This is a genomic window from Natrinema saccharevitans (genome assembly GCF_001953745.1).
In the GTDB taxonomy this organism is placed as follows: domain Archaea; phylum Halobacteriota; class Halobacteria; order Halobacteriales; family Natrialbaceae; genus Natrinema; species Natrinema saccharevitans.
The window spans coordinates 2,481,189-2,498,898 of record NZ_LWLN01000001.1; the positions used below are offsets into that span (position 1 = coordinate 2,481,189).

The 17,710-nt window shown below is 68.6% G+C and carries 18 protein-coding genes and 1 pseudogene; 10 read left to right on the forward strand and 9 right to left on the reverse strand.

What is annotated here, in order from left to right:
- Positions 1-40: 40 nt before the first annotated feature.
- Positions 41-667: a hypothetical protein gene (locus tag A6E15_RS12590; RefSeq protein ID WP_076146677.1), complete on the forward strand. Its 627-nt coding sequence runs from the start codon at positions 41-43 to the stop codon at positions 665-667.
- Here A6E15_RS12590 and A6E15_RS12595 read toward each other — a convergent pair.
- Positions 664-1,323, reverse strand: coding sequence for an ArsR/SmtB family transcription factor (locus A6E15_RS12595; protein WP_076146679.1), 660 nt, complete (start codon positions 1,321-1,323; stop codon positions 664-666). The two genes, A6E15_RS12590 and A6E15_RS12595, sit on opposite strands and share 4 nt — an antisense overlap.
- Before the next feature lie 165 nt (positions 1,324-1,488).
- Positions 1,489-2,316, reverse strand: a complete 828-nt coding sequence (locus tag A6E15_RS12600; RefSeq protein ID WP_245800575.1) for a hypothetical protein — start codon at positions 2,314-2,316, stop codon at positions 1,489-1,491.
- Positions 2,317-2,668: 352 nt separating this feature from the next.
- Between A6E15_RS12600 and A6E15_RS12605 the strand changes: the two genes are divergently transcribed.
- On the forward strand, positions 2,669-3,052 hold the full coding sequence (locus A6E15_RS12605; RefSeq protein WP_076146682.1) for a DUF5802 family protein: 384 nt from the start codon (positions 2,669-2,671) through the stop codon (positions 3,050-3,052).
- A gap of 29 nt (positions 3,053-3,081) precedes the next feature.
- Positions 3,082-4,002 (forward strand): Vms1/Ankzf1 family peptidyl-tRNA hydrolase, encoded by a 921-nt coding sequence (locus tag A6E15_RS12610; RefSeq protein WP_076146684.1) that lies wholly within the window; start codon positions 3,082-3,084, stop codon positions 4,000-4,002.
- Here the strand turns inward: A6E15_RS12610 and A6E15_RS12615 are convergent.
- Positions 3,999-4,184, reverse strand: a complete 186-nt coding sequence (locus tag A6E15_RS12615; protein WP_076146685.1) for a hypothetical protein — start codon at positions 4,182-4,184, stop codon at positions 3,999-4,001. The two genes, A6E15_RS12610 and A6E15_RS12615, sit on opposite strands and share 4 nt — an antisense overlap.
- 440 nt (positions 4,185-4,624) lie before the next feature.
- Here A6E15_RS12615 and A6E15_RS12620 point away from each other — a divergent pair, with 440 nt between their 5' ends.
- From A6E15_RS12620 to A6E15_RS12630, 3 genes and pseudogenes are all read left to right on the forward strand, one after another.
- Positions 4,625-5,644, forward strand: a complete 1,020-nt coding sequence (locus A6E15_RS12620) for a DUF1611 domain-containing protein (protein WP_076146687.1) — start codon at positions 4,625-4,627, stop codon at positions 5,642-5,644.
- Complete coding sequence (locus A6E15_RS12625; protein ID WP_076146688.1) at positions 5,641-6,687, forward strand: dipeptide epimerase; 1,047 nt, start codon at positions 5,641-5,643, stop codon at positions 6,685-6,687. Before A6E15_RS12620 ends, A6E15_RS12625 begins: the two co-directional genes overlap by 4 nt.
- Before the next feature lie 103 nt (positions 6,688-6,790).
- Positions 6,791-7,676: pseudogene (locus tag A6E15_RS12630) on the forward strand (hypothetical protein).
- A 175-nt stretch (positions 7,677-7,851) separates the two neighbouring features.
- Here A6E15_RS12630 and A6E15_RS12635 read toward each other — a convergent pair.
- Positions 7,852-8,898, reverse strand: coding sequence for a hypothetical protein (locus A6E15_RS12635; RefSeq protein WP_076146690.1), 1,047 nt, complete (start codon positions 8,896-8,898; stop codon positions 7,852-7,854).
- Between the two features lie 211 nt (positions 8,899-9,109).
- Between A6E15_RS12635 and A6E15_RS12640 the strand changes: the two genes are divergently transcribed.
- Positions 9,110-9,619, forward strand: a complete 510-nt coding sequence (locus tag A6E15_RS12640; protein WP_076146691.1) for an FxLYD domain-containing protein — start codon at positions 9,110-9,112, stop codon at positions 9,617-9,619.
- Positions 9,620-9,670: 51 nt separating this feature from the next.
- Here A6E15_RS12640 and A6E15_RS12645 read toward each other — a convergent pair whose 3' ends face one another.
- From A6E15_RS12645 to A6E15_RS12655, 3 genes are all read right to left on the reverse strand, one after another.
- A complete protein-coding gene (locus tag A6E15_RS12645; protein ID WP_076146693.1) occupies positions 9,671-10,018 on the reverse strand; it encodes a hypothetical protein in 348 nt (115 codons plus the stop codon).
- A 111-nt stretch (positions 10,019-10,129) separates the two neighbouring features.
- Complete coding sequence (locus A6E15_RS12650) at positions 10,130-10,960, reverse strand: PspA/IM30 family protein (RefSeq protein ID WP_076146695.1); 831 nt, start codon at positions 10,958-10,960, stop codon at positions 10,130-10,132.
- Positions 10,961-11,059: 99 nt separating this feature from the next.
- Positions 11,060-11,929: a DUF7351 domain-containing protein gene (locus A6E15_RS12655; protein ID WP_076146697.1), complete on the reverse strand. Its 870-nt coding sequence runs from the start codon at positions 11,927-11,929 to the stop codon at positions 11,060-11,062.
- A gap of 123 nt (positions 11,930-12,052) precedes the next feature.
- On the opposite strand from A6E15_RS12655, the gene A6E15_RS12660 reads away from it, so the two are divergent.
- The 3 genes from A6E15_RS12660 (at position 12,053) to A6E15_RS12670 (ending at position 14,776) form a co-directional block, all read left to right on the forward strand.
- On the forward strand, positions 12,053-13,573 hold the full coding sequence (locus A6E15_RS12660; RefSeq protein ID WP_076146698.1) for a peptidoglycan DD-metalloendopeptidase family protein: 1,521 nt from the start codon (positions 12,053-12,055) through the stop codon (positions 13,571-13,573).
- Between the two features lie 72 nt (positions 13,574-13,645).
- A complete protein-coding gene (locus A6E15_RS12665) occupies positions 13,646-14,269 on the forward strand; it encodes an alpha/beta hydrolase (protein WP_076146701.1) in 624 nt (207 codons plus the stop codon).
- 258 nt (positions 14,270-14,527) lie between these two features.
- On the forward strand, positions 14,528-14,776 hold the full coding sequence (locus A6E15_RS12670) for a hypothetical protein (RefSeq protein WP_076146702.1): 249 nt from the start codon (positions 14,528-14,530) through the stop codon (positions 14,774-14,776).
- A 175-nt stretch (positions 14,777-14,951) separates the two neighbouring features.
- Here the strand turns inward: A6E15_RS12670 and A6E15_RS12675 are convergent, their stop codons facing one another.
- Together A6E15_RS12675 and A6E15_RS12680 are read right to left on the reverse strand one after the other, a co-directional pair.
- A complete protein-coding gene (locus A6E15_RS12675; RefSeq protein ID WP_076146704.1) occupies positions 14,952-16,856 on the reverse strand; it encodes an ATP-binding protein in 1,905 nt (634 codons plus the stop codon).
- 56 nt (positions 16,857-16,912) lie between these two features.
- Positions 16,913-17,695 (reverse strand): cohesin domain-containing protein, encoded by a 783-nt coding sequence (locus A6E15_RS12680; protein WP_076146706.1) that lies wholly within the window; start codon positions 17,693-17,695, stop codon positions 16,913-16,915.
- Positions 17,696-17,710 lie beyond the last annotated feature (15 nt).

A 17,710-nucleotide genomic window follows, 5' to 3' on the forward strand; every position in this document is an offset into this window, starting at 1 on the left:
CGGGGAAAGGCCCATGCCGACGGCCGCCCTCCGTTCGGCTATGAGCGATCGCTCGGACGAGGTGACCGAGAGCCGGGATCCCGCCGCCACCGACGACCTCCTCGAGGAGACGGACCGACTGCTCTCGGAGTCGGACGCGGATGTCGGCGGCGCGCGGGCGGCGGGCGACGCCGCCGGGAACGAGCCGTCGGCCCCGATCGACGATCCGTTGAGCGACTCGTCGTTCGGTTCCGGCACCGAAGTCGACCGCGATGCCGAGCCAGCGGCCGACGACGGCGACGACTCGCGGTCGTGGCTCGCCCCCGTCACGTCGCGGCTCTCGCTGGGTCGGTATTTCTCGCCGAAGGAATACCTCGCGCTCGTCGCGCTGCTGGGGACCGGCCTGCTGGGCGGTGCGACCGTGCTGCCCGTCGCCGGCCGCCTGATCGGGATGTTCGCCGTCGCCTTCTTCGTCGGTCTCGTCGCGTCGAAGCGGCGCTACCTCGAGGTGGGGATCGCCGGTGTTTCGGTCGGTGGCGTCGCCGCGGTGCTGAACAACGCCGTTCTCGCGGCGGTCGGCTCGGGCCAGTCGCTGGTCGCCGTCGGCGCGACAGTCGGGCTGCTTGCGGCCGTCGTCGGCTACTACTTCGGTCGCGACCTGCGCGACGGGCTCGCGCGGGACGTCTAACCGTTGGTCGTCAGCTCCCAGCCGCGTTCGGTCCGCCGGACCACGCCGTTGTCGGCCATCACCTCGAGGAGTTCGGCGACGACCTCCCGCGGAGCGTCGATGGCGTCGCTGAGTTCGCCGACCGACTTGGGTTCGGTCCGGATGCTCGCGAGCAGGTCGGCGTAGATCCGGCTTTCCGGACCGGCGCCGACGGTTTCCGAGACGCGATCGAGAACCTCGTAGAGCTGGCCCTGCACCCAGCGCTGGGCCAACGAGAGTTCGTTCTCCAGTTGTTCGAGGTCCTCCAGCGTCGCGAGCAGGTCGTCGAGGTCGTCCGTTTCGTCCCAGGAGACGTCCGTCGAGAGGTGCCGACAGGTAGCGATATCGAAGCTACTGTTGGCCGGATACGCGCTCTTGCTGGCGAAGCCGTACGGGGAGACGTTCACCTCCAGCCGAACGTTCCGAGCGATGTGAAAGTACTTTCGCCGCTGGTCGTCGACCCGGCTCTCGACTAACCCCGCCTCCTCGAGTTTCCGCAGGTGTTCGATGACCGCCTTGGGACTCACGCCGATGTACTCCGAAATCTCGGTCACGTAACACGGTTTGCGGGCGAGCAACCGAAGGATCCGTCTCCGGTTTTCGTTCCCGAGTAAGTCCAACAACGCGGCGGAATCCATCGAGCGTGGGTAAGTGGTCACCGCTGAAAAGCGTGTCTGCTCGCCGGGTCAGAGACGGAGGCGGGTCAGGACGGAGCGACGACGCTCGTACGGACTGCTGTCCGTCAGTTCCGGCGCAACCGTACCGTCTCGCGGGGACACCGAAAACAGGGACCGGAGACCGTATCAGTCGTCGGAATCAGTCGGCACCGAATCGCCCGCGGTTTCCCCGTCGGGAGTCGCTCCCGGATCGGACGCCGGTGGCGTCGTTCCGGACGACTCGCCGCCGGAGTCGGATCCGGCGGGCCGATCGTCCGGGCCGCCGGAACCGTTCGCAGTCGGCTTCCCATCGGAACCGACATTATCCGGTCCGTTTCCCGCTGCCTCCTCGCCCGGGTCGGTCGCCGGACCGTTCGGACCGCCGCCTTCGCCCGGCGGACCGGCGTCGTCCGGCGGTCCACCGCCGTTTGCCAGCCCGCGGGCGACGCCGCGGACGCCGGGCCCGCCGCGTTCAGACGCGGCCTCCCGGGCTGCAGTGACGTTTCCGCGGAGTTCCGCGAGGCGGTCGGTCGCGACGCCGGCCTCGGCGGCGTGGCGTTCGGTCCGTTCGATCGACCGCTCGAGACTGGCGAGTTCGATCGTTAGCTTCGACATTCGAGATCGATAGGCTCCCTTCGTGACGGTGCCGTTCTCGTAGTCGGCCTCGAGACGCTCGCGTTCGGCCTCGAGGTCGGCCGACCGCGACTCGAGTTCGGCCGCCCGGTCGGTGAGCAACCGGCTCTCGTTGTCCGCGTTCTCGAGGGCGGCTTCGAACTGCTCGGAATCGACTGTACTTTCCGTATCGGCCGCACTCGCCTGCAGAAGCGTTCCGACGGAGGCGTTCCCCGCTACCGACTCGTTCTGGCCGACAGCGGGCTCGGCGAACGGACTCACGACGGCACCGCTCGCGAGCGGCGCGACCGTGAGGCCGACTGCGAGGGCCACCAGGAGGGCGACCGACCGAGTGGTTGTCATCGCGTGTGTCGTCTGCGGGAACATAGTAAAAAGACGAACCTTCGTTCGGACCGTTTAATCGATCGCGTCGTCGTTCGAGATACCGTTTGAGCGTTCAAGGCGGGCGGAATCGTCGTCGTTTCCGGTCGATCGCCGCCGTCGATCCGGTGGCACGAACGGTTCGGTCACCGACCGTTCGAACCGTTTCACCGACACCGGAACCGTCGGCAGCGGCGTCGATATCCCTCCCGAATCGCGGAGCGGACGCGACCCGAGATCGCACCACGTGTCGCCGACGAAACGGTCTGTTAGCGCGACGGTTTAAACCTATCCGAAAAGGGTTATACAACTGCGTCCCCTGTCACCAAGTACCATGTTCGAGGTGTTTTCGCAGAGCTACTATCTCGGACGACTCTACGTGACTCCCACCGACGGGGATCACGCACTCATGCACAGCGACCAACACGAGCGGCTCAACGAGGAAGTGTACGCCAGCGGCGAGGGTCTCGAGCCGCTCGATACCCCGCTCGTGATGAAACTCGAGTCGCGACACTTCGCGGTTCACGGGGGAGAGAACGTCCCGACGAACACGCTCGCGCTCCCCGAGTCGATGCTCGAGGGAATCGACGTACGGAACCCGCCGTCGCTCCGGGAGGTGTTTCTCGCCCGGCGCGACCGCGCCCGCCAGTTGCTCGCGTTCGCCGGCGGGTGGCACCCCGACCACGTCGGTGGGAACCTGTCCAACGCCGGAACCTAGAAGTAGGCTCGCTTCCCGTTTTCCGCCGAATGATCGACGAGTTGCTCGGCCGCGCGTCGCTCAAGGAGCGCATCGAGGACCTCGAGGACGAAAACGAGCGGTTACGCAAGCGCTACGAGGCCGAGTCCGACCGCCGGGCCGAGGCGGCCACGGCGAGACAGGAGGCCGAACAGCGGGTCAACCGCCTCGAGGATCGGATCGCCCAGCTCGAAGGGGAACTCGAGCAGGTCGACGACGCCGACGACGGCGTCACCGTCCGCCGCCGCAGGCAGGTACGGGGGCGGCGTCTCGAGGCGGTCCTCGACCGACTGGACTCGTTCCGGACGGGGCCGGAGGGCGCACTGACCGCCGCGATCGACGAGACGGGGCTGCCCGAATCGATCCGGTCAGATCTCGAGGGGGCGCTCGGCGACCGGATCGCGCTGCTCGAGGACGCCGCGCCGTGTCTGTGCTGTGTCGACGACGCCGGTCTGCTCGCGGTGGCCCTGTCGCCGCCGGTCGAGCCGACTCGCGAGCCGACGTGGGACGACGGGTTCGTCCTCGACCGCGAGAACTTCCTTCCGACCGGCCGCCACGCCCTCGCGCTGGTCCGGACGGATCTGTTCGCACTCGGTGTCTACGACGGCGACGAACGGGTCGACTACCGCGGGTTCGAAAGCGACGTCAAGGGCAGTCACTCGAAGGGCGGGTTCTCACAGGCCCGGTTCGAACGGATCCGCGACGAACAGATCGACGACCACCTCGAGCGCTGTCGGGAGGCCATCTCGACGGCCCGCGACGGAGTCGACCGGCTGTTCGTCGTCGGCCAGCGCGGCGTCGTCGACACGCTCGTCGAAGAGGCCGGCCTCGAGCCGACGGGAACCGCCGCGGTCGACGCGACCGGTGATCCGGAATCCGCGCTCACGGACGCCTATCGGTCGTTCTGGACGACGGAGCTGCGAGTCCTCTAGTAGCCGCCGCCGTCCTCGAAGCAGCGACCGCAGCGGTTCGCGTCGTCGGCCCGTTCGACGGGGACCAGCCGGAGGTCGTCGTGGGCGACGTGGGCGGTCGCACCACAGGCCGTCTGGAAGTCCGACCGACCGTGTTCGTGCTTGTGGATCTTGTTCGTCGTCTCGTTGAGGACACCATTCATGGCATACGGTGCCACACCACACAGGCATAAGTCTACCGACCGTTGTCGATCGATCGGTCGGCCCGAGGAACGAAACGGTCAGTCCGCGAACGGAATCGGGATCGAAAGGGCGGCTTACGGACGGTCGCCGGAGCGCCCCGACACGTTTTGACGTTCGAAGCCGTCCTTGCGAACGGGTGTGTCCGACTTCGAAACCGTCACCTGTGATCAGTGTGGCGACGATTTCAAGGTGTATCCGGACTCCAACGCGGCCGAACGCGGGTTCTGCAGTCCCGCCTGTGCGCTCGAGGCGAACTGATTCCGATCCGGCTCGTTCTTTCGGGACACTCGAGGCGGGGAGTCGCTTACCCGCGACCCGTTAAGCCCTGATGTTTGCCGGCCGGTTCCGATTCCCGTCCACCGATCGCGCCACTTTACTTAACCCCCGTCTAGATCCCGGTATGCGCGTCGCAATTCTTGCCCACGAGCAGTTTCCCGACCGAGCCAAGACCGCCCTCGGGGTTCTCCGCTACGCCGACCACGACGTCGTCGCCGTCCTCGACCGCGACCGCGCCGGCCGACGGGTTTCGGACTTCGTCCCGGACGTCCAGGACGCGCCGATCGTCGCGGGCATGGACGACCTCGAGCCCGGGACCGCCGACGCCCTGCTGATCGGGATCGCACCGATCGGCGGCGGCTTGGAAGAGAGTTGGCGTGACGATATCCGGACCGCGCTCGAGCACGGCTGTGACGTGATCTCCGGGCTGCACTACTTTTTGGCCGACGACGAGGAGTTCGCCCGACTGGCGGCGGAACACGACTGCGAGTTGCGGGACGTCCGGAACCCGCCCGAGGGCCTCACAGTGGCCGACGGCGTCGCCGACGAGGTCGACGCCGAAGTGATCCTCACCGTCGGCACGGACTGCTCGGTCGGCAAGATGACGACGACGATGGAGCTGGCCCGGGACGCCCGCGCGGCCGGCCACGACGCCGCCGTCGTCCCGACCGGCCAGACCGGCATCATGATCGAGGGCTGGGGCACCCCGATCGACCGCGTCGTCAGCGACTTCACCGCCGGCGCGGTCGAGGAGATGATCCTCGAGATCGGCGACGACCACGACTACCTCTTCGTCGAGGGACAGGGCAGCATCGTCCACCCGGCGTACTCGCCGGTCACGCTGGGCATCCTCCACGGCTCGATGGCCGACAAGCTCGTCCTCTGTCACGAGGCCGGCCGGGAGGCGATTCACGGCTACGAGTCGTTCGCGCTGCCGTCGATCCCGACCTACGTCGACCTCTACGAGAGCGTCGCCGCGCCGGTCGCGGAGGGGCGGGTCGTCGCCGGCGCGCTCAACACGTCGGGGCTCGCGGACGACGCGGCCGCCAGCGACGCGGTCGCCGCGTACGCCGACACCCTCGGCGCGCCGGCCGACGACGTCATCCGGTTCGGAACCGACGACGTCCTCGAGGCGCTGCTATGAGCCTCGAGACCTCGTTCGAGCGGCGGTCGCTGCCGCTCGAGTACCCGTTCGGAATCGCCCGCGGCACGACGACCGAGACCGAGGTCGTCTACGTCCGGATCGAAGACGACGAGGGGACGACCGGCCTCGGAGCCGCCGCCCCGGCGACACACTACGGCGAGACCGCGGCCACCGTCGCGGCCGTCCTGCCCGACCTGCTCGCGGTCGTCGAGTCGGTCGGCGATCCCCACCAACTCGAGCGGATCGAACGCCGCATGCGCGAGACGGTCCGAAAGAACCCGGCCGCCCGCGCCGCGGTGAGCATCGCGCTCCACGACCTCGTCGCGAAGCGGCTCGAGGTGCCCCTCTATCGCTACTGGGGGCTCGACCCGACCGAGACGCTCTCGACCTCGTATACGATCGGCCTCGACGATACGGAGACGATGCGAGCAAAGACCGAAACGGCCCTCGAGCGCGGGTTCGAGACTCTGAAAGTCAAACTCGGCACCGATCGCGACCTCGAGATCGTCCGGACGATCCGGTCGGTCGCGCCCGACGTGCGGCTGTTCGTCGACGCGAACGAGGCCTGGACCCCCCGCGAGGCGGTCCGAAAGATCGACCGGCTCGCCGAGTTCGATCCCGCGTTCGTCGAGCAGCCGGTCGCCGCGGAGGATCCCGAGGGGCTTCGGTTCGTCTCCGAGCGATCGGCGCTGCCGATCGCCGCCGACGAGTCCTGCCGGACGCTCGCGGATATCCCCCGTATCGCGGACCGCTGTGACATCGCGAACCTGAAACTGATGAAATGCGGCGGGCTCCGGGAGGCAAGACGGCTGATCAGCGCCGCCCGCGCCCACGGCCTCGAGGTCATGTGCGGCTGTATGACCGAGTCGAACGCCTCGATCGCCGCGGCCTGTCACCTCGCGCCGCTGCTCGACTACGCCGACCTCGACGGCTCGCTGTTGCTCGCCGACGACCCCGTCGACGGCGTCCCCCTCACGGACGGCCGGATCGACCTCGCCGCCCTCGAGCGATCGGGAACGGGTGCCGGCTTCGGCCCGTCGTGACCGCCCTCGAGTCCGCGTTCAGCTGACTCGTCCTCCCACTGTCGGCGACTGTCGGGGAAACCCGAACGGGGTTTCATACCGGTCGTCGGTGTGGGACGTGAGGATGTCTGATAGCGACGACGAGCGGACCGTCTCCCGACGACGGCTCCTGCGGGATTCAGCCGGAACGGCCGCGCTCTCGGCCGTCGGCAGCGCTCGCGCCGACGACAGCGGTCGCGGGACCGACCTCGCCCGACGGTTCGGGAGCGACTGTCCCGACGCGACGATCGAGCCCGGCACGGCCCACTGCGAGGGGACGAGCGCGGGGGGCAGTGCGGACTCATCCGGCGACGGTCGAGTTGCGGTCGGCGGTCACAGCGGCCCTCGAGATCCAGTACCCGGCCGTCGACGCGCTGCTCGAGGCGGGCTACAAACCGTACTTCGAAACGCTCGAGACCGGCGACGACAGCTGGTCGCACTGGCTCAACCCGGCATTTATCGGCGACGACGACCTCCTGAACCCGGAGCGACCGGAATCGGTGCTGGTCGACAACGAGACGTGGCGCTCGATCGGCGTCATGTTCATCGCGACGCAGGACGGAGCGGCCGTCGACCCGCCGGCGGTGTACGGCGAGGACGCCGAGTTGTGTTCGCCGTGGCACGTCCACACCGGCCTCCCCGGGCGGTTCGCGTGGTGGTTCTACCGGCGGACCTACGAGGGGGCGGCCGCGGACGGCCACCTCGAGTTCCCCTGTCGAACCCCCTGTATGCACCACGTCTGTACCGTCGACCACCCCGAGAGCGTCTACGCCCACGACGCGCCGCCGCGGGAGTACCGCGACGTCGACCCCGCCGACGAGCCGACGTTCGACACCGACGCGGTCCCCGGCGAGGACGACCTCGGCTGGGAGGCGCTCCCGGAGGACGTCGTTCCCGACGAACTGCCCGCCGACCTCGCCGCGGTCGATCCGTCCGGCTTCGACCCGTTCGGCATCGATCTCGGGCTGTAATCGTCTCGAGACGACTCTCCGACTCGAGAAGTCGTCGGAGTGGACGGTCCGGAGGGGGATCGAGCGCGCCGCGAGGCGGTCGCGGACGCGAGCCGTCACGGTGGCTTTGCCCGCGCCGACGATCACGTTCATCCGCCGGGAGACCGCTCGCGGAGCCGACGTGGACCGGGAGGAATCAGCGGTCCTCGCCGTAGATCGCATCGAAGGGATCTTCGTCGGGGTCTTTCTGGGGGATGAACGGCCCGACCGACGCGGTCCGGCGGGTGACGGTCGCGGTCCGGAGGATGTAGGAGGCCAGCAGGGAAAGCGGCGAGAGGACGACGACGATCAGGACGGCGACGACGTAGGGGAGCGCAACGACGCTGAGACTCGGCCCGGCGAAGTCGGCGTAGAGGAGGCCGACGACGATCGCCGACAGGATCGACGGGACGCCGCAGTAGACCGTCAGCTGCGAGAACCGGGTGAGTTCCCGTTGCAGATAGGTCGTCTTGAACTGCTCGCGGGCCACCCTGAACAGTTTCAACGTGCCGATCAGGTCGTCGAACTGCTCTTTCGCCGTCGGCGACAGCGACTCGTCGTAGTCGTTGCGCAACTGGGTCGCGACGTACAGCTGCCAGGCTTCGTCGTAGTGGATCGCCGCCGACACGGCTGAGAAGGTACTAAAATCGGACTGCTCGAGCGTCTCGTCGACCCGGTCGGCCCGCTCCCTGACGCTGTTCGTGTACCGAACGACCGTCTCCCGGACCTCGTCGTCGTGATCGGCGACCCCGTCGGCGAGTTCGGCCGCGTCGCGTCGGATCGACTCGACGAGCAGTTCGAGGACGCTCGTGGGCGCGGTCGGCGTCGCGGGAACGGCCGCCTTTTCGGCGACGTCCTCGCGGAACGCCACGACGCTCTCGAATCGGTCGCGGGCCTTCCCCGCCGCGCCGAACTCCTGGGAGAGGATGAGCTGGTTGACCGAGACGACGAGCGTCACCAGCGAGAACGTGCCCGCGATCATGCCGCTTGCCACGCTCGTCACGGAACTCCCGTTGACGAAGTTGATCACGCCGAGTTCGTACAGGCCGACGACGAGCGCGAAGACGACGATCGAGAGCAACGCCGCGACGGTCAACCGGTTCCCCCGAATCAGAACCCACTCGCGAAGCCGCGTCAACGGCCCCCCTCGGCCGTCCACGTCGGCCCCGTAGGACTCGAGCGTCTCGTCGGTCTCGGCGGACATGGAGTCACGTTCAATCGACCCGAGGATAAGGGCCTGCGTTGCACACACCGCCGAGCGCCGTGTCGCACCCTCGAGCCGGGCGGGCCGGTCCGTGGTGGGACCCGAGCGGTCCGAGCGCCGTCGCTTCAGGGCCTACACTGAAATGCGTCGGCGATGTCCCCGAAGACATGCTCGGCACCGGAATCGACTCGCGGACGACGGGCAGGTCGCGATGACGCGCTCGGAGACGACGAGCAGACGGCGACTGCTCGCGTCGCTCGGCGTCGGAATGGCGACTGCGGCCGCCGGCTGCACCGGCAGCGACGCGCTCGGCGGTGATCCCAGCTACGAGAGCGGTAACGTCGGCCCGATAAACGCCAGCAACGCCTCGAGCAGGACCGCAAGCGAGATGTCCACGGCCTCGTCGCTGGCCCAACAGCAACCGACCAACTCGGTGACGCCGCTCGATTCCCTCGAGTTGGTCGAACACGAGTTCGTCCTCGAGGACGGCTACCTCGGCTCGACGGTCCAAGGGGTCGTGACCAACACGGGATCGGACCGGCTCCAGACCGTCGAGGTCCGGACCCGGATCTACAACGCCGCCGGCAACCTCCTCGGTCGGTATTTCGCCAGCACCGGCGACCTCGGGGCCGGCGACGCCTGGGAGTTTCAGGTCGTCGTCCTCGAGGCTCCCGGCGACGTGGCCGACTACGACATCACGGTGCTTGGAACCCCCTCGTGACCGGCGCTGGGACCGGCGACCGCGACCGTCGCTCCCCCGATCGCCGCGGTGTCAGTCCCGAGCCCCCTCGACCAGGTCGTCGGCGACGCCGTCGTGGACCGTGTCGGACTCGACGGCGAGCGCGTAGGCCGGCCGCCCCTTCCCCGTCGGCGACGTCTCCGCGGCCGGAACCTCTTCGACCAGTTCCTCCTCCTCGAGTCGGTAGAGCGATCGGATGACGTCGGCCTCGGAGATCGTCCCGACGACCTCCGTATCGACGCCCGAGAGCCGCTGTTTACAGTGTTGTCTCACGTTGTGGGTCTGGACCGGCGTCTCTCCCTCGCTGGCGAGGTCAGCGAGACCCAGCAAGACGGCCTGATTGGTCAGGGAAATCGATTCGAACCGCGAGGCGTTGCCCATACCGGTCTTTGATCGTGAACGATGGTAACAGTTTCTCCCGACTACAGCAGCGGAGATCGAGCGTCGGCTCGAGACGCTCGCGGTCGCGGTACCGCTGTGACTCCCCGTTGCTCAAGTGCTCTCTTCGTCCTGCAGCTCCGCGAGTTCGGCCTCGACCTCGTCCCGGTCCTCGCCTTCGAGGTCGGTCAGCTCCGCCTCGTCGATCTCGCTGGCCGCCTCGGCCTCCGAATCGGTGTCGGACTCGTCGGCCCCCACGTCGGACTTCAGCGTCTCGAGTTCGGCCTCGACGCCGCTGTCGGTCGAGAGCTGCTCGAGTTCGCGGTCGATGTTGTCTTTGTCAGAGAGGACGTCGTCGAACGCGCCCGACTCGTGGAGTTCGTCCATCGCGGCGGCCCGGGCCTCCATGTCCTCGGTCTGCTCCTCGGCGCGTTCGATGGCGCGGCCGACGTCCTCGAACTCCTCGCCGGTCGCGGTCATGGCCTCCGAGACCGTGGAACTGGCCTTGGCGGCCTCGTGGCGGGCCTTCATCGTCTCCTTCTTGGTGCGGAACTCCTCGATGCGGCTCTGGAGTTCGTTCTTCTGGTCGATCAGCCGGTCCTGCTGGTTCTGCAGGTCCGAGATCTGGCGCTCCAAGTCCTCGATCTGGTTCATCTTCGTCTTCTTCTTCTCTAAGGCGCGTCGCGCCAGGTCCTCCCGACCCTGCTGGACCGCCGTCCGTGCCTGATCGTTGTGTTTCTCGACGTTCTCCTCGAGGCGGCGCTTTTGCATCTCGAGGCGCTTTTTCTGCGTGGTGAGATCGGCGATGCCGCGTTTGACCTGCTGGAGCTGGTCGCGCATCTGCTCGTAGGAGTAGTCGAGCGTCTCGGTCGGATCCTCGGCCCGGTTGAGTACCGAGTTGAGTTTCGACCGGATGACGTAGGAAGCCCGAGAGAGGATGCCCATACTCGCTACGTATTGCTCGCGGGCCTTAAAAATGTCACTTCAGGAATATCCAATGTTGGCGAGCGCGGGCTCGGCGTCGCCGGCGACACGCGCCGCGAGCTATCGGTCGATATCGACCGAACTGACGGCGAGTGAGTCGTCGACGACGATCGTCGCCGTCCCCGCGTCGCCCTCGACCGCGAGCGCGAACCGGGCCGGATCCCGGGACTCGACCCTGGTCGTCGGCGCGGGGAGTTCCCAGTCCGGGCGCTCGAGGTCGATCCCGACGTCGGTAAGGGCCGCGGCGACGCGACCGTCACGGAGCAGCGCCGAGAGCGGGTCCACGCCGACGAGGAACGTACAGGTGTCACACGTGATCTCGACGATGTCGTCGCCCGCCTCGCTCTCGAGGCGCGGGTCGACGGTCGTCGTCCCGGCACAGAAGGGACACTGGCCGGTGCGGGCCAGCCCGACGTGAAAGCGGGCGCGGCGCGCGGTTTCGCGCGCGACGGCGTCCGCGCTCCGCCCCGCGAAGCCGTTCGTCGGGAACGGGTACGTGAAGCCGGGCCACGCCTCGCAGTCCGGACACGCGACGGTGACGAACCCCCGTTCGTACCGCAGGACCGCCCCCGCGCCACACTGCGGGCACTCGGAGTCGATCGGCGACGGTTCGGACGGCGTCCGACCCGCGGCCCCTTCGGCCGGCCGGTGAGCGAGGACGGCCCGGTACAGCGCCGTCACGGCCGCCGTCGGGACGTAGCCGTCCTCGACCTCGCGGACGTAGACCCCCCGGAGCTTGTCGAGGTGGTAGTTGAATTTCCCGCTGTCGCGCATGCCCACCGCGTCCATCAGCTCCGCGTACGACCGCGGCTCCGTGTAGACCGCGTGCCAGTCCTCGAGCAAGGCGAGCAGGATCTCGAGGCGGATCTCGTGACCGAGCAGGGAGAACGCGTCCCGAACCGCGGCCGCCGACTCGTCGTCCGGACGCATGGTTCCCCGTTGTCTCGACACCGCATTGACCGTTCCGGTTGCGCCACCGGTCCCCGTGACAACCCCACTCATGAACTCCACTTCACAAAGCGATTACGTGTTCCCGTCACCATCGTTACTCCCATGATCGAACGGATTCACACCGCCGAATCGACGACGATCGCCGCGCGCGTTCGGCGTCGCCTGCGGTCCTTCGAACCGCTGTATCTGGCCCTGCTCGGCCTGCTTGCGGTTCCCAGCTACGTCGTCGACTCGCTGGCCGTCCTCGAGGTCTTCGAGGTCTTTTTCCTCTTTTTTCTCTGGCCGCTCGTCTCGCCGCTGCTTGATCTGGCGCTGCGACGGGGAACGGACGAGAGGCGCGAGGAGCCGACCGACTGGATTCACATGGGGAACTGGCGGGAGTACGCGGCGTGGTTCCTGACGATGCCGCTGACGTTTCTCAACCCGCTCGTGCTGGCCCAGGACCTCTCGCAGTGGTTCGGGACCGGCGTCGCGTACGTTCGCCACCGCGGATCGTTTCCCGACGTCGACAGCGACGATCAGCGGGTGTCCTACCGGCTGCCGTTCGACGGCACCTGGACCGTCGTCAACGGGAGCTACGACCACGACTACTCCCACTCGTGGCTCCCGGCCACCCAGCGATACGCCTACGACTTTGTGATCACCGACGCGGACGGCCGGACCTCCCCCGCCGGCTCCGGATCGGCGGTGGGCTCGTACTACTGCTACGACGAGCCGATCCTCGCTCCCGCCGACGGCGTCGTGGTCGACGTCTTCGACACTGACTTCGAGTCGCCCCGCGGCGGCGGCCTCTCCCATCCGCTGAAACGGGACATCCGGGGGAGCTACGTCGTGATCCAGCACGCTCCCGACGAGTACAGCTGTCTCGCGCATCTGGTCCCCGGCAGCGCGGCGGTCGCCCTCGGGGACCGCGTCGAGCGGGGCCAAGAGATCGGCCGCTGTGGCCACTCCGGGAACTCCTCGGAGCCGCACCTCCACTTCCAGCTGCAGGATCACCCCCGGTTCGAACTCGCGGCGGGGCTCCCGATCGCCTTCGACGCCGTCGACGCCGAGTGGCCGGGCGCTCGAGCGGACATCGACGAGCCACGCCCCGACGGGACCGGGGACGCCACCGACGACGGCCGCACGTACCTCAGCGCCGGCCAGCGCGTCGCCCCCCTCGAGCCGGCCGACACGGCCCCGAGTCCGGATCGGAGCGACGCGGTCGAAAACGACGCGGCGCGGCCGGCCGCCGGGAGCGGCGGGCGACTCGCCGCGGTGCAACGCGCCGCGTTCGGGACCTGCGTCGGCGGCGCCGTCGCCGTCTTGGGGCCGATCGTCGTTTCACGGGCCGCCGTCGCGCTCCTGCTGGTCGCCGGGGTCGCGCTCGCGGCGGGCTGGCACGGCTGGGTCGCGGTCCGCCGGACAGCCGAGCGCCGTCCCGGCGGCCTCGGCATTGCGGTCGGCCTCGGACTCGTCGCCGCGGCCGTCCGGGCCACCGGGGCCGGCACGCCCCTCGAGGTCGGCACCCAGACGCTCGGCGCTCTCGCCATCCTCGGCGGCTTCGTCGCCTACGCCGCCCTCGGCGAGTTCGAACGGTACTGCCTGCGCGAGTCGTTCCCCGCTTTGCGGATCCGGCCCTGAACGGTCGAACCACCGGCTCGAGGCCGCCGTCGACGCCGGGGATTGATTAGCGCCGGTTCGGAACAACCCGCCATGAGCGACGTGTTGGTCCCGGGCGGTCGCGACGTCCGGGGCACGCTCGAGGAACCGCCAGCGGAACCGCGGGCGATCGTCGTCGCCTGCTCGCCCCATCCACAGCAGGGCGGCTCGCGCAGCGACGGGCGACTCCGCGCGGTCTCGGACGCACTCGTCGAGGCCGGGATCGCCTGCCTGCGGTTCGATTACGGCGCGTGGGACGAGGGCGACGGCGAGCGGAAAGACGTCCGCAACGCCGTCCGGTGGGCCCGCGAGGAGTACGGCGGCGGCGACGGCGACGATCTCCCGGTCGGCCTCTTCGGCTACAGCTTCGGCGCGTCGCTGGCGCTGCTCGCCGCGGCCGAGGCCGATCCCGACGCCGTCGCCGTCCTCGCGCCGACCGCGCGACTCGCCGACGACCTCGACGCGCTCGCGGCGCTGGACCGGATCGAGCGCCCGGTTCACGTCCTCTACGGCGAGCGCGACACCACCGTCGACTGGGAGTCGGTCGTGGAACGGGCGCGGGAACGCGGCGACGAGACCACGTCGCTGCCCGCCGACCACTTCTTCCTCGGCACGCGCGACGAGATCGCGACCACCGTTCGGTCGTTCTTCGAGCGGACGCTGCTCGAGGCGGCCTGACGGGTGGAATCGAAAGCGGCTCGTGAGATTCCGGCGAGACGTACGGGCGTCGGACGATCGCGAGAGGTCGTGATATCCCCGCTTCTCGGCAGAAACGGCGCGCCCGAGACGGGATGCGAGCGCATCACCGAGTGATGACCGACGTCGAGGTTCGGCCGACGGTCTCAACGGGTAGGATCCGACGGAAGGTTCATTCGTCTACACTTCCCAACGTCTCATATGGACAGTTCGAAATGCCGCAGATTCGGATCGCTATGGATGATCGGACAGGGACTGCTGACCGCACTCGTCCCACAGCTCTGCGTACGGATGATGAAGCGAATGATCGGGAATAACTTCGAGAACGCGGAGACGCTCAGTGCGAAACCAGCGTACCTCCGACAGCTTCGGGCACTCGGGATCGGCCTGGCTGCCGCCGGGATCGCCGGCTTCGCCATGGAACGGGTCGCTTCCGAACCGGACGGGGCGAGCGACTCCGACGAACTCGAGGGCGCCACGGAAGCGTGACCTTCCCCGGCGACGACTGACGCGGACCACTGTCAGTCGGTGCGATGCGACCGCAAGACGGGCCGCGACTGTGCCGGGACCGCGGTACAGGAGATCGTACGAGCGAGTCGTGCTTGATCCCCCACACGGCGCTCCGCACCGACTCTACAATCGGGTGAAATCCGATAGTAGTCGGTCAGTCCCTGCCGTGCCGGGTCAGACATTTCGGGAGCCCGATCAGTTCGACCGGTTCGGAGTTGTCCGGCGAGTAGACGACCATCTGCCCTTTCTCCATGTAGGGGACTTTGGACTCGAGGTTGCTCGGAATGTTGACGCTCTTGATGGCGTCCTCGTCGCCGAGATTGAGGACGACGGTGGTGTTGATCTGCTTGAAGACGGCGTCGTGGATGTCCTGGGGGTCCTGCGTGATGAGAAAGAGGCCGAGCCGTTCCTTGCGGCCCTGTTTGGCGGCCTCGGTGAACTTGCTGATGACCTTGCCCGCCTGGACCGAGTCCGCGTCGGTCAGGAAGTTGTGGGCCTCGTCCATCCCCAGCAAGAGTGGGGTCTCCTTGATCCGGTCGTACTCGGGGTCGTTCGAGAGCTTCTGGTCGATGAGCAGCGAGGAGACAGCGAGGACGACCGTCTCCGTCGCCCGGCTGTCGTTGATGTGGTAGGTCGGGACGACGGTCAGCCCGCCGGGGCGGACGAAGTCACTGACCAGGTCGGTGATCGGACGGGCGTCCTGATCGAAGACGGTATCGAAGCCCAGCACGCGCCGGCGGACGGCGTCGAAGGTCGCCTCGTGGACCCGGCCGGACTCGTCGAGTTCCTCGCGCAGGGCCGGATCGTCGAGGAAGGTCGTGAACTCGTCGTAGGTGCCGTCCGCTCGCGGACTCCGTCCGCTCGCATTGTCCGCGGAACTACGTTCCGCGCCACCCCCGTACTGCTTGCGAAATCGCGGCAGGAGCACGCTGACTAACGCGCCGTACTGGTTGTCGTTCAGTCCGCTGCCCGCGACCAGCCACGGGTTGTCGTGGACCATCGAGAACGGGATGGTGAACTCGACCTGCCGGGCGCGGTGGTGGCCCGCCGCGTACGACGCCGACCCGACCTTCGGGACGAACGCGGTCGTGTCGTCGTGGCCGCCGTAGGCGATGGCTTCGCGATCGAGGCGGCGCGCGAACTCGTCGTCCAGGTCGGGGTTGTCGTCGTGCATCTGGGCGTACTCGTCCTGGGGGTCGAACTGGACGACGGCGGGGGTGACCTCGCGGCCGTCGGCCATCGGGTAGGTCCGCTCGTCCGCGAGGTACTGTCGCAGGATGTTTTTCGCGCCGTGGGTCTTCCCCGATCCGGTCCCGCCGGCGATCAGCGTGTGCCGGAAGACCAGCGGATCGCCCGCGTCGTAGTCGTCTTTGAGCCGGTAATCGATGGTGGGCGGCGAGGCGGCGGTCCGGACCTTCTCGCCGCCGACCGAGAGGTGGCCCAGGAAGACCCCGTCGTCGGGCATCTTCAGCCCGGTCTTGATCTCGGCGGTGTCGTCGGCCTGCCGGATCACCGTCTGGGGTTTCGGCACGCGGTCGGTCATCCGTCGTTTCAGTTCCCCACCGTCGTCGTAGAGGACGGCGACGGGCTCGAGTTCGGCGACGAACTTGTAGTCGGACTCGTCGATGTCGTCGGTCCGCATCGCCCGGCGGGCGTGGATCTCGGTCGCGTCGTCGGCGTGGTACTGCTGGGCGTACTCGAGGCCGACGATCCGGCAGAACAGCGTCTCGCCGTCGGGGTAGGGCGCGAGCAGGTAGCTCCCGATGCGGACCGACGATCGGTTGCCGCGGGTGACGTAGGCCCGGAGGGTGGTGTCGTCGCCGTCCTCGGCGACGCGCAGTCCCTGCGAGACGCAGATGGTCCCGATGCCGACGTCCTCGCCGCTGGGCTCGACGCTCGTCGGTTCGAACTCGTCGGTCGTCGAACTCGTCGCCGCGCGCTCGGTCTCCGACGACGCCGGCGACGAGTCCGCCGCGTCCGCCGCGTCCGCCGCGCCGTCGTCGGTGTCGTCGGTGTCGGCGTCGGCATCGAAATCGCCGAAGTCTCCCAGATCGCTCATATCATGCCCATCAAACCGGGTCCCCAAACGCGTTTCCCTCCAGTCGGACGGACTGTTTATCCGCGCCGACGGTCACGGGCGACCGCCAGAGCCGCCGTTCCCAGCGCGAGGGCCGCGAGCACGGCCCCGATCGTCATGCCCGGAACCGACTCGCCGCCGTCGCTCGCGGCGGCGTCGGTATCGTCCGCGTCTCCGCTCGAGTCGAACTCGCCGTCGCGCTCGAGGCCGTCGGGGTCGGGGTGGTCGAACGAGCCGAGCGATTCGTTCCCGCCGGCGATGGCGACGGTCGCGGACTCGTCGGCGACGGCGGGCGGATAGTCCCCGGTCAGCGTCACGTCGGTTTCGCCGAACGAGATCGGCGTGGTGCCCGCCGGGGCGTCCTCTGCGACCCGCACCGTCAGCGTCGCGATCGTCCCCGAGCCGGTCGTCCCGCCGGCGGCCGGCTCGCGGCGCTGCTCGAGGATCGCCGTCCCAGCCTCGTCGGCGAGCGTCGACCGCGCTTCGACCTCGGTGCCCTCGCCCTCGAGCCACGGCCCCCGCTCGACGTCGGTGACGGTGAGGTACTCGGGGTCGTACTGGGCGATCAGCGCGACCGCCGTGACACCTTCACCGCCGTGGCCGCCCCGGCTCTCGAGCGCGACGGTGAGCTCGACCGTCTCGCCGGGATCGGCCTCGAGGTCGGTCCGGTCCGGGGAGACGAAAGCGACCTGATCGATCGCGGCGACGCTCGGGACGGCAGTGACCGACGCGAGCGCGAGCGCGACGACGAGGACGGCGACGGCCCTGCGGGCGTCGCCCGGCGGTCCGCGAGCGCGGTCGCCGTCGTCGGCCGGCGTCATGAATCGACCGGTGCT